Here is a 12,954-nt window from a genome sequence, read left to right as displayed (position 1 = left end):
CCTGATTTAGTGTGCCCGCTTCAGGATAGCCAGGCCATGAACCGGAAGCGTGAGCACCGCCGGAACGGTCTCCCCCGACTCCAGAACGGTATAACTTCTGCCGTCCATAACAACGGATTGCTCCACTCCGCTGAAATTCTGCACAAATACATAATCACTGACGCCATCCGTCCGAAGCTGGGCTGTTACGCCAACCGGCAGCTCGGTGTCGATCGTGCGGATGATGCCTGCTTTCTTCGCAATCGCCGCATACAGCTCCACATAGAATGCGGCATCCTTCACGCGTGTTGCCAGATGGTACGCCAATCCTCCGCCCAGCCGGTTCACCGTGAGAGCCGGCTGGCCTGCGTAGAAATCCGTACGGTATGTGCCCAGCGTTTCTGCGCCTTCCAGATGGATCAGCTCGGCAATCTCATGGGCATCATAATCGCCGTTAAGGTTCAGTGCATTGCCGGCCTCCATAACCAGACCGTTCAGATCACGGCTGTGCAAGCCTTCTGTCTCCTCGGCCCAGATGCCAAGCGTACGGCGCAGCGGGCCTGGGAATCCGCCCAGATGGCACAGGTCCGTCTCTCCAACCACTCCCGACCAGTAGGTACCGAGGAAGGTTCCGCCCTGCTCCACATACTTCTCAATCCGTTTGCCGTTCTCTTCGCTGATCAGGTACAGCATAGGGGCAATTACCAGCTTGTAGGCTGACAGATCCTCTTCCGGCCCGATAATATCAACAGGAATACCCAGCTCCCACAGCGCACGGTGATGCTGACCCACAGTTTCTTCGTACTTCAGCCCGGAGTTGCGGATACCCTGCGCATCCTTAATCGCCCAGCGGTTGTCCCAGTCATAGATAATCGCTGTCTGCACAGGTGTAGTAGTACCTACAACCTCTTGAAGCTCCGCTAGCGTGCGGCCGACTTCCGCAACGTCGCGGAAGACACGGGTCTCCGCGTGGCCGCTGTGGTCAATTACAGCGCCGTGGAACTTCTCGCTGGAGCCGCGGCTCTTGCGCCACTGGAAGTACTGCACGGAATCTGAGCCGTGGGCAATCGCCTGCAGGGAGGACAGCTTGTGCATGCCCGGGCGCTTCAGCTTGCTGACAATCTGCCAGTTCGTGAGCGAAGGTGTGCTCTCCATCAGCAGGAACGGCTTATGCTTGAAGGTGCGGTACATATCGTGGTGCATCGCCGTCCATGCTGCCAGACGGGCATCGTCGTTGTCTTCGGTATAATGCCAATCCGGGTAGGCATCCCAGGACACGACATCAAGAATTTTGGCCAGCTTGCGGTAATCCACGCCGTCAATATTGTGCATGTTGGTCGTTACCGGCAGCTCTGTGTTGTAATTGCGCACCGAGTCAATTTCGTGCTGGCAGAAATCAATCGTCGATTCGCTGACGAAGCGGCGCCAGTCCAGATTCAGTCCATGAACCTGTGTCTCTCCGTGCGGGGCAGGCGATTCTACCTGCTCCCAGGAGGTGTACGTGTGGCTCCAGAAGGTCGCCCACCAGGCATGGTTCAGCTCATCCAGGCTGTTGTTGTACTTCACCTTAAGCCACTCCCGGAAGCTCGCCTGGCAAAGATCACAGTGGCATTCACCGCCGTATTCATTCGAGATATGCCAGCCGATAACCGCCGGGTGATGCGCATACCGTTCAGCCAGCTTGCCGTTAATGATAGCTGTCTTCTCCCGGTAGACCGGCGAGGTATAGCAGTGATTATGGCGGACGCCGTGCAAATTGCGCACCCGGTTCCGTTCTATACGCAGCACCTCGGGATATTTGTCCGACATCCAGGCCGGGCGCGAACCGCTTGGAGTAGCCAGGAACGCGTAAATGCCGTTCTCAGCGAACGTATCGAGAATACTATCGAGCCACTCGAAGGTGAAGACGCCTTCCTCCGGCTCAAGCGACACCCAGGAGAAGATGCCGACAGACATTACATTCGCATTCGCCAGCTTCATCATGCGGATATCCTCGCGGAGCACCTCAGGGTATTTCAGCCATTGCTCGGGATTATAATCGGCGCCGTGCAGCATCACTGGAATTTTGCTGCTGACCGGGGGTAATTTCATATTCATTGTCAGGTTCATCCTTTCGGTGTGTTGTTCATGTCTGGATGAGACTATTCTCTGATGAAACCTTTGGTCTAGCTCTGTCCATTTCATGAATCATCCTTTATACTGTTTATCATATAGGATAATTCGATTCAGGCAGTAGGAATATACTCTCTATTTACTAGCACAAAATGAATATGAGGTGAAGCATCATTCTCCCTTTCTCTCTGATTGAACTGCCGCGAGAACTGAACAGGTACCCTCTGTACCCTTATTCCGTTGGCCGGCATATCCAATACCACCATGTACGCCCCGGCGGCTTTCCCGTATATCAGGTCTTTCTGATCCGCAGCGGCAGAGGCCTGTTCCGGGACCTTGTCACCGGCAATGAAACGATTCTGGAACCGGGAATGGCCTTCGCTTATCCGCCGGACAGAGGCCATGAATATTATCCGCTGTCGCATGATCCTTGGCATGTGGGGTTCATCGGCTTCCACGGCGAGCTGTCGCATAATCTGCTGGAAGGCATCGGCTACCTCCCCTCCGCCCCGTTTCACCCGGAGAACTTCGGAGAATGCTGGGAGCAGCTCGGCAGCATCTGGCATACGGTGAACCAGCAGACAAGCCGCCAGGATGAGCGGACCATGCTGGAGCTGTCCGCTACACTCTACCGGCTGCTGCTCCTGCTGCGGCACACGGCTCAGACAACCGGTTCCGCTAACCGGCTCGAATTCGAAGCCGTGCGCAACGAGGCGCTGCAGAAGGCGCTCGGCCTGATCAACGAGCATTTTACCGAGCCGCTGCTGGTTTCCAATCTCGCGGCTGCCGTTGGCTACTCCGTACAGCATTTCCAGCGCCTGTTCGTTCAGGAGTATGGCATTACGCCGCACAAATATTTACAGAATCTGCGTCTGGAACGGGCACTGCAGATGATGACGGAGAATGGCGATACTCCGGTTCAGGATATCGCGCTGCACCTGGGCATGGAGACCAACTATTTCATCCGCGTCTTCCGGGCGGCCTACGGCTGCACACCGGGAATGATGCGCAAGCGGCTGCATGAATCCTAAGCCTAAGGTCCGCAAAAAACCGTCAAAGCGCAGCTTATTCAGCGTTGCTTTGGCGGTTTTTATAACCTGTCTTATTTTAACCTGAAATTGCAGAGCTTATTTTTTCTTGCCCGCCAGATAGACATCCGCCTGGGCCTGCACTTCTGCCTTCACCTTGTCCAGACCGGCGCTGTTCAGGTTTTTGGCCAGATCGTCAAAGGCTTTGTCAACATCCTTGACCGCACCGATATAGATCGGATTGGCGTACTGTGTCGAGGCATTCGCGAGGTTCGAAATCTGAGTCTTCACTTTGTCTGAGTTAAAGGTGAAGCCGTTATACGTAAAGTCGGTCAGGAAATCCTTCACCTTCTCCTGATGGTCAATATAGGCTTGCGGCCAGTTCTGCATCGGCTTGAACAGGTCCTTGTTCACGAACCAGAAGCCGGCAGCGTCAGGAGGATACGTGTTGTTCTCGGAGGTGACACCCTCAGGAAGACCGATTTTACCATCTGCCGTCATGGCATAGTTCTTGCCTTCCAGACCGAAATAAGTGAGATATACGTAGGACGGATCTTCCATAATGAGGTCGAAGGCCTGCATTACGCGCTCAGGATTTTTGGAATTGGCCGCGATGGAGATCCCGTTGTTGGTCCACGAGTTCTGCGGCGCTTTGCCGTCAGCCGTCAATGACGAAACCACATAGGTTTCAATGCCTTTGGCCTGGGCAGCTTCCATAATGGAAGCTACGTCAATCGTATTGCCAAGCGCAATCGCAGATTTACCTTCCGCAAAATTATCCTTGGAGCGGATTTTGTTCGAATACGGGTTTTTGTTGACATAGCCTTTATCGTACCAGTCTTTCATAATCCCGGCAGCATATTTCTGTGCACTCAGGTAAGGCTCTTCCACCATGCTGTAGAGCTTGCCTGTAGGATCTTCGAAGTCATAAGCTATGCCTTGGGCCATAGGGTTGCCGGAATCAATTGGAGCGCCCGGATAACCGATTTTGTCACGCAGCAGATATTGGTAAGGAGTCGGCAGGTCGAATTGCGAATCCAGATTCAGACCGATCATATCCGGGTGATTTTTCTTCACCGCTTCCAGATAAGGTCCAAGCTCGGAGAATCGCTTCACCTCGGTGAGGCCCGCTTCCTTCATAATATCCTTGCGCAGGACAGCCACACTGACCTTGCGGTCCGGGGTAGTCGTTGGAATCATGAATATTTTGCCTTCAATTTTGGCGGCATCCCAGGCAGCCGGATTGATGGCAGCCGATTTCTTCGGCATATATTTCGCGATATCCTCCGGCTTCAGCTCATAGAAAGCGCCTTTGGTCGCCTGCTGAACATAATAGTTCCAGTCCGCAGAGAAAATAAAGTCCACATCTTCGCCGGAGGCCAGCACCAGCGGATATTTCGATTGCACGTCGCCCCAGCCGATATAGTTCAGCTCGATGGTGGCATTGATGTCTTTCTTCAGCTTTTCGTTGAGTGCGGCCAGCACCTCCGGCATACCCTTCGGAGCTTCTCCGAGCAGGTAACCCTTCAGCACAACCTCCTTCTGATCTGCACCCTTGTCAGACGATGTGTTGCCGCCTGCGTTTGCAGTGCTTTCCGCTTCCGTGTTTGACTTGTTGTTGCTGCCGGAACAGGCAGCTAGCAGCATGGACAGCGACAGCAGCAGCGTCAGGATGAACACGACGTTTTTCTTTGCTTTTCTCACTCTTATACCCCCTTAAGTGATGGCAATTCTATATAAATCCCCGGGCTTGCAGGATTCATAACGAAGCAGGACCGGACCGGCCGGTCATCAGCCTTTTACAGCGCCGATGGTAATACCTTTAACAAAATACTGCTGAAGGAACGGGAACAGGATGACGATGGGTCCGGTAGCAATTACGGTCATGGCCAGCTTGAACGTTTCCTTCGGTGTGTCGATGTTCGACACATGCTGGGCCATCGCCGCGGACATGTTTATCGAGGACAGCATTTTATAGAGCAGGTATTGCAGCGGAACGTACTGGTCCTTATCCGTGAACATCATCGGGGTCCACCAGTCATTCCAATAGGCCAGAATGGTGAACAGGCCGATGGAGGCAAGCGCGGGCTTGCAGAGCGGCATTACCATTTGCCAGAAGATGCGGAAGTCCCCCGCTCCATCAATTTTGGCTGATTCAATCAGCGGCTCCGGTACGGAGCCTTGAATGAAGCTGCGCAGAATGAGGACGTACATGACGTTGAACATTGGGACCAGAATCAGCACCGCAAGTGTGTTTTTCAGATGCAGATAGCTGGTAATCCAGATGAAATAGGGGGCCAGTCCCCCGTTAAACAGGGTTGTAAAGAACAGGAAGAACGCTAGCTGATTGCGGTACTTCACTTCCTTGCGGTACATCACATAGGCAGCCATCGTAGATATTAGCAGTGACAGCGTTGTCCCGACTATAGCCACGATCAGCGATACCCGGTAGCCGGAGAGCACATCGGCGGGATTGCGGAAGATAAATGCATAGGCATCCAGCGAGAAGCCGCGCGGCAGAAAGGAATATCCCTTGGCAAGCACCTGGCTCTCATCCGAGATGGAACCGGATATCAGGACGATAAAGGGCAGCAGACATACCAGCGCAATCAACGAGACAACCGTGTACGAGAAGGCCTGAAAGACAGGCGCGGAATTGAGTTTATTTTTCTCCATGATTATTCACCCCTTACTTGCGATTTAATTAGAACAGCGCATTATCCTTGTCATAGCGGCGCACCAGATAGTTGGCGATCAGGATAATGATCAGCGTCAGCACGGATTGGTACAGACCCACAGAGGAGGCCATTCCGAAGTCCTGTGTACCCACAAGCGACCGGAACACCAATGTATCAATGATATCCGTGGCATTCATCAGCGCACCGTTGTTGCCTATGAGCTGATAGAACATGTCGAACTCGCCGCGCATGATCCGTCCAAGACCGAGCAGAACCAGTACCACCACTGTCGGCTTAAGCAAGGGCAGGGTGATTCTCATGATTTTCTGGAACCGTGTTGCACCGTCGATGGTCGCCGCTTCGTAAATCTCCTGGTCAATGCCGACAATCGCCGCCAGATACAAAACACTCCCGAAGCCGACCCATTTCCAGATATAGAGGAACGGCAGCAGCAGATACCAGTATCCGGTGTTCGAATAAATATCAATCGCCTCAAGCCCGATATTCCGCAGGAACACGTTGACAATCCCGAACTCATAATTCAGAAAATTGTAGACGAATGCGGATACGGTAACCCATGAGATAAAGTAGGGCAGAAACATAAACGTCTGTGTAGCTTTTTTGAAAAATTTGTTATACGTCTCCGAGATCAGCACAGCGGCCAGAATCGAGAAAAACGTATAGGCTCCCAGAAACACGAGATTGTACATCATCGTATTCTTCGTCACCAGCCAGGCTTTGCCGGACTGAAAGAAATAATCGAAGTTCTCCCACCCGTTCCAAGGACTCATAAAGATGCCGTCCCTGTAGTTGAATTCCTTGAACGCCATGATTACGCCGGTCATCGGGATGTAGGCAAAAATGATAAAGAAAATGGCAATCGGCAAAAACATCGCATACAGCACCCAGTTTTTTCGCAACTCCTGCAGCGGCGACCGGTTCTTGGCTGTCTTTTTTTTCTTAACAGCAATTTGTTCCACCTTGGTACCCATAAGCAGCCCCCTCAGTTTGGTTTCTCTTCCTCCTCTTTTATTGTAAAATGTCCGGGAACACGCACCTACGGGGCAAAGTTTCGATCTTCTTCGAAAATCTGTGTTAGCGCTTACTTTTCATTTAATTTGGGAAGCCGGATGCGCACAGAGGTTCCTTCACCCGGCCGGCTCACAAAAGACAAGCCATACATCGGTCCATAGTTGAGCTGAAGCCGCTCCTGGATGTTCCGTATGCCGAAGCCGCCGGTTCTCTTGCTGGCCGTCTTGGTCAGAATTGTCGCCAGCGTCTCCCCGTCCATTCCGATGCCGTCATCGCTGACATCCACCACAAGATCGCCCTTCTCTTCGGCGGCGGACACCCGAATTGCGCCTGTCTCCGAATCCTTTTCCATAATGCCGTGCAGGATTGCGTTCTCGATCAGGGGCTGGAGCATGATTTTGGGCACCTCACAGTTCAGCAGCAGCGGCGGAACCTCAAGCGTAAGCGTAATCGCGTTGCCAAACCGCATATTCTGAATCGACACATAAGACTCCACATGCCGCAGCTCACTGTCCAGAGTGACGGTCTCACTGCCGTTCGACAAGCTAAGCCGGTAGAATAACGCCAGCCTGTCCACGACTTTGGAAATATCCCCATTCCCCGATTCAATCGCCATAATATTAATCAGATCCAGCGTGTTATACAGAAAATGCGGATTGATCTGCGCCTGAAGCGCTTTCAGCTCCTTGTTCTTCACTTCCCGTCCCAGAGTGTAGGTCTCCTCCATTAACTGCGATACATTCTCCACCATCACATTGAAATTGTAGGTCAGCTCGCCGATCTCATCATGGTTGGCCGGGAGCGGAGCAATGCGGAAATTGCCGTTCTTGACCTTGCGCACATGCAGAATCAGCCGCCGCAGACGTTTGGTAGCGGAGCCGGCCGCAATGAAGGAGAGCGCGAAGGTGACTGGAACAATGAGTGAAAAAATGAGAATAAGCCGGTTGCGCATCTTGTTGCTGGATTTCAGAATATCGGAATACGGGACAATCATCGCCACGCTCATATCAGTCTCGGGAATCGCCTGCAGTCCGAACAATATGCGCTCTCCGCCAAATTCCAGGCGGTCTGTCCAGTAGTTGCCCGTGTCGCCATCCGCCGAAGCACGGGACACCATGTCCGTAAAATCCTTTGCCGTATAAGGAAATCCGCCGGAGGTGCTGAGAATATCGCCGTGGTCATTGAACAGCGCAACGGAGGTAGACGGAGTGGCAATGGCATGATTCAGCACAGAGCGCAGCGTGCTCTGGGAGATCTGGGCGCGTACGATGCCGTCAGTCTGCTGAATATTGTGGGCATTTGGAATTACGCGCAGTACAGATACCTTGTCACTCTGACCATCCTGGGCGAAGGCGGACGAAGGCAGCCAGGCAAAGGCTGAATGCGAAGCCATGAAGTCCTTGAACCAGTCGCTGTTCTCCACATTGCCCAAATTCATATAGTCGGGATTTTCCGTGGCCGATGCCAGCCCTTGCTTCATGTAGAGCTGCACAGTTTCAATATCCGAATTGTAGCGGAATTGTCCGAGCACACGGGCGAGCTTGTTGGCGTCCGTTCCCCATACATTGACATCCTCATACCGGCTCGGGTCCTCTGCTACCAGCGTCTGAACCGTATCATTGAAGGAAATAAAGTTCAGCACCTCTCTGACCGTTTCCGCGCGGTATTGCAGATAGGATTTGGTCTCCTCCAGCATTTTGCGGGCCGAATACAGCGCCTGCTTCTCATTTTCATTTGCGGTCAATTCCAGATGGATACAGAGCAGCAGCACCAATGGAATGATGATTACCAGCATATAAGTGGCGAACAGCTTATAGCGGATGCTGTAATCGGCGAAGGGCTTCCGGGGTCTCCATCTCATTTCGCCATCCTCTCCCGGTATTCCGTGGGCGTGCAGCCCGCATATTTTTTGAAGAAGGTTGTGAAATAGTTCGCATCGGCAAAGCCGAGCCGCACCGCCACCTCGTACAGCTTCATCTCCTTGTCAAGCAGCAGCTCCTTGGCCTTCTCGGTACGCAGCGAGGTGATATATTCTTTGACCGTCCCGCCGCGCTGCTTCTTGAACAGGGAGCACAGATAAGTCTCGCTCAGCGCCACATGATCGGCAATTTCAATAATTGTGAAACCCTTTTCATGAAAATGCTTGTGAATATACTGCAGGATTTCCCGCATCTTGGCGGATGTGCCTTCCGGGCCGGGGGTGATCAGGAACAAGTCCAGAAAGGAGAGAATATACTTCTCCATGCTTGCCAAATCGGGAATCCGGTCGATCTCCTTCCAGATATACCGGCGTTCCGTATCTTCATCCGTATCTGTGAAGCCTAGCTGGACGGCCACATCGAGAATGACCAGCAGGAACTGGAAATAGGAATCATTCAGCCGCGTTATGTCGAGATCACGGGCTTGTCTTGCTTGCTCCGTCCAGTTCCGGATCAGGCTGCGGGCTTCCTCCAGCTCGCCCCGCTTCAGCAGCTCACGCAGATTCCGCACCACATTCCAGTCCGTCGCCAGCTCCCGGTTGCCCCCAAGCGAACCTGGAAAGATCAGCCTGCTGCCCTCACTGTAATAATGCAGACTGCAAGCATCCAGCGCTGTCTGGTAGGACTCCGGAATCTCCATCCGCTGCTCCGCCGGTTCTCCGGCACCCATGCGGAAACGAATGCCGCCGCCTATGATCCCGGCCACTTCGGCATATAATTCCTCCAGCACATTCCGCTGATCCCGGTAGCTGCTGCCGTAGGCCCCGGGCAGAATAATAATCAGAAAATGGCGGGTATCGAACCCGCAGATCCCCCGCAGCGAGGCCAGCAGACCGTTCATGTTCAGCGCCCGGAGCACCGCCTCCTGCACCAGCTTGGGATCTTCGGGATATTGCGGCGGCTGCCAATACAGCGACGAGGCAATCACGGTGTACGGCCCCTCCGGCGTGAGCAGAAAGGTCTCCCGGCTCTCCAAAGCCTTCGGCACATTCGGCGATTCAGGAGCCGTAATCAGCTTGCGGACCATCTCCTGTCTCAGATAGGGCAGGCCTTCATCATACGCATCCTGAAGCTGGCGCTCCTCCTGCCGCTTCTTATCGTCCTGCTTCCTCGACTCCACCGCGGCTTGGACCGCTTTTTGCACCTTATCCGGGTTGATTGGCTTCTCAATATAATCCAGCGCATGCAGCCGGATTGCCGACATCAGATACTCTTTGTCCGAGAAGCCGCTCAGGAATACCAGCTTGCAGGAATCGTCGCTCTCCCGGAGACGCTGCGCGAATTCAATTCCGTCCATCTTGGGCATACGGACATCACAGAGCACAATATCGGGCCGGAAGCTCCCGCACATTTCCAACGCTACCAGACCGTTCCGCGCCGTTTCCACCTCATGAATCCCCAGTTCCCCCCAGTTGATATGCTTGCGCAGCATTTCCCGGGTTCTCTCTTCATCGTCTACGATAAGCAGCTTCATCTTGCTCCCCCTTTGCTATGTCTCTTGTGCAGGCTGATCTTGACTCTCCAGAAAAAATAGCAAAAGCAGACCGCCTTGGCGGACTGCGATTGGTTCTTAGCGGACTGCAATTGAAGCATAATAGAATACAGTTAATTCAACCAGGTATTATTTGGATAGCGGTTTCACAGAGATTCTCCATTCAGGAATCAGCTTCGTTTCGCGAATCTCGGCGATCTCCTGGCCAATAAAGGCAATCTGAACCGCCATCGCGGAATCGCTGCGCACCAGTTGGCCTCTCCGGTCAGGCGCGATATAGAGATCCAGCGAATGCTCCTTCAGTTCCTTCTGATGCTGAAGCAGTCCCAGCTCCCAAATATCGCCATTCCAGAAATGGTCACCGGTCAGCCTCCCGTTAATTGACGCGTTGCCGACATCACCATCATAGTCAACGGCAAGGAAAAGCTCATGCAGGTGGGGATGCTCCCACACTTCCGCCGGAAGAGTCAGCGCAGCCTTACTGTTGCCGCTCATCTGGCGTTGTAACTCGAAGGAAGCATCCGGCAGCTCCAGCTCATATTGCGTAAACCCGTGAACATCGGCCTCCTGACCCGGACGGATCTTGCCGAAGCTGGAGGACAGCTCTTGCTGCGGCGCGGGATACATCGCAAATGCGGTGCTTCCGCTGCCGCGGCTGTAAAAGATCAGCTCACCGTCATTAACTGTAAAGGGGGTTTCCGACAGGACCAGCCTCCGCTCTCCGCACAGCTCTACCTCCCACAAATTCAGCGCCTGCTCACGTGTAAGCAAATGCACAATCACTGTCTCGCCGGCCAGGGTAACCACTTTCATGACTCCGCCCTTCTCCTCTTCAAAAGCTGCAAAAGCGCAGCCCTCCTCATACCGGATGTCCCCCTGCTCCGCAGTGATCCCCGCCAGCCCGCTTTCATCAAAGCAAAACTCGGAGGACATTCCTTCAGGCGTAAAAAAGAAATACTCGGCAATACCCTCTCGTACGATGCAGGTGATCGGCTGGGCTGTTGCATATTTCAGTAAAAGGCCGCCCATACGGAAATTAAAGGGCAGAATTGCTGACACGCCTTTTTTCAAGCTAAATCCGCCGGATGCGGGCAGTCGCAGGGGACCCTTGTCCAATTCGAGCTTCAGGGAAACGCCTTCATGATCCTTCATTTCTGCATGGTCCTGCACATTGTTCAGGAAGACATACCCTGAGCCATTCCGCACCCGCACGGCGTAACGCACTTGCCCAGTATCTGCCGGATGCAGCCTTGCCGCACTATCCGGCAGCACCGTAGCCATCCCGCACAGGTTCTCGCCAAAGGTGCGCGCGAAGGAAAAGATCAGTTTCAGCCGCCGGTACGATTCCCGGACCTGGCCAAATTCACCAATTGGCGCCTGATAATCATACGATATCCGCGGATTGGTTCTTTCATTCATATAGGCATGCTTGCCGACAGGCTGAGAGCCGCCGTGGAATACATAATAGCCGATGAAATTGCAGCCTCCGGCAATCTTTTGAATACTCATCGCCTCTACCGTCTCCGGCGCTACCTGGAACCGGGCCAGATACCAGGCCTGCATTCCTCCCCCCATCTCGCAGCAGGCATAAGGGTAGTCCTCAGGTGCATAAGGAGGCACTTCAAATGCAGGGACAGGCGTAGTGTTGCTGTGATAGTCCTGGAACAAAAATTCAGTCGTTGGCGGCTGCTGCGGCTGCTCTGCAGTCACATTCCACGGTGTGTAGGCGTACCCGCCAAATAGCGGCAGCACCTCATCCTTAAGCACCGCTGCGCCTCCCCAGCCTGTGGAGGTATACACCGGAGCTACGAGACCAGCTTCCACAGCCAGTTCTTTTAGCCGCCGCATATGCTCCTCTCCATCCCTCCCGGAAGGAATGAACTCATTAGACTGGCCGCTTGTCATTTCCCACGGCGCACCCGCATGCATATACTCATTCTCCAACTGGATGCCGATAACCGGCCCCCCGTCTTTGAACATCAATCCCGCTGTCTCTGCACCGATCTGCTGATAAAGCGCCTTCACTACTTTCAGATAGCCGTCATCATTCGAGCGGACCTCGAACGCACGGCCATACAGCCAGTCAGGCAGGCCTCCATTGCGGCACTCCCCATGACAGAACGGCCCTACCCGCAGAATCACCTTCAGGTCATGTTTGGCGCATAGCTGGACAAATCTCCGCACATTCAGGTCTCCGTCCCAGCGGAATTCCCCCTGCTCCTCCTCATGATGAATCCAGAAAATATAGCTGGCCACTATGTTAATCCCTGCCGCTTTCATCTTCAGCAAGGCTTCTTCCCACCTGTCATGGGCAAGCCGCGAGAAGTGAAGCTCTCCGCAAATCCCAAAAAACGGGCGCCGGTTCCACTCCATATAAAAGTTCGTAAATGAGATTTCATTCCCCTGGGGGTTATGCCCGCCAAGCTTCAGCGTCCCCGGCCGGATATCCTTGGATATCCCCCGCAGATCAATGCCGGGCTGGTGATTGTCTGCCGTCCTTGTCATCATTCTCCGCTCCTTTGATGTGATCCATTTCTCTCTATGATAGAACGGGTTCTCCCCATTGACCTACCTTCAAAACTTACGTTTTTCTCTAAAAAGCTAAGGTTGGCTGGAATCGTTCAACTGTCATCGTTCAGCGGTCAGCTATGGCA

At 53.6% G+C, this 12,954-nt stretch carries 8 protein-coding genes; 1 reads left to right on the top strand and 7 read right to left on the bottom strand.

Annotated features, from left to right (window positions below; genetic code table 11):
• Nucleotides 1-6: 6 nt before the first annotated feature.
• Nucleotides 7-2,076: a beta-galactosidase gene (locus tag B212_RS0110065; protein WP_019910530.1), complete on the bottom strand. Its 2,070-nt coding sequence runs from the start codon at nt 2,074-2,076 to the stop codon at nt 7-9.
• A 185-nt stretch (nt 2,077-2,261) separates the two neighbouring features.
• Here B212_RS0110065 and B212_RS0110055 point away from each other — a divergent pair, with 185 nt between their 5' ends.
• Nucleotides 2,262-3,122: an AraC family transcriptional regulator gene (locus tag B212_RS0110055; RefSeq protein WP_332258145.1), complete on the top strand. Its 861-nt coding sequence runs from the start codon at nt 2,262-2,264 to the stop codon at nt 3,120-3,122.
• Between the two features lie 96 nt (nt 3,123-3,218).
• On the opposite strand, the gene B212_RS0110050 is transcribed toward B212_RS0110055, so the two are convergent.
• The 6 genes from B212_RS0110050 to B212_RS0110025 form a co-directional block, all read right to left on the bottom strand.
• Complete coding sequence (locus B212_RS0110050) at nt 3,219-4,823, bottom strand: DUF3502 domain-containing protein (protein ID WP_019910527.1); 1,605 nt, start codon at nt 4,821-4,823, stop codon at nt 3,219-3,221.
• Nucleotides 4,824-4,910: 87 nt separating this feature from the next.
• A complete protein-coding gene (locus B212_RS0110045; protein WP_019910525.1) occupies nt 4,911-5,795 on the bottom strand; it encodes a carbohydrate ABC transporter permease in 885 nt (294 codons plus the stop codon).
• Nucleotides 5,796-5,823: 28 nt separating this feature from the next.
• Entirely contained in the window at nt 5,824-6,789 is a 966-nt protein-coding gene (locus tag B212_RS0110040; RefSeq protein ID WP_019910523.1) for an ABC transporter permease, read from the bottom strand.
• A gap of 110 nt (nt 6,790-6,899) precedes the next feature.
• A complete protein-coding gene (locus B212_RS0110035; protein ID WP_019910522.1) occupies nt 6,900-8,690 on the bottom strand; it encodes a cache domain-containing sensor histidine kinase in 1,791 nt (596 codons plus the stop codon).
• Complete coding sequence (locus tag B212_RS0110030) at nt 8,687-10,282, bottom strand: response regulator (protein WP_019910521.1); 1,596 nt, start codon at nt 10,280-10,282, stop codon at nt 8,687-8,689. The genes B212_RS0110035 and B212_RS0110030 overlap by 4 nt, the downstream gene beginning before the upstream one ends.
• 147 nt (nt 10,283-10,429) lie before the next feature.
• A complete protein-coding gene (locus B212_RS0110025; protein WP_084673268.1) occupies nt 10,430-12,808 on the bottom strand; it encodes a beta-galactosidase in 2,379 nt (792 codons plus the stop codon).
• Between the last annotated feature and the right edge of the window lie 146 nt (nt 12,809-12,954).

This window comes from Paenibacillus sp. HW567 (genome assembly GCF_000374185.1).
In the GTDB taxonomy this organism is placed as follows: domain Bacteria; phylum Bacillota; class Bacilli; order Paenibacillales; family Paenibacillaceae; genus Paenibacillus_AQ.
The sequence above is the reverse complement of the archived record's forward strand: the minus strand, read 5'-3'. Positions and strand labels throughout refer to the sequence as shown.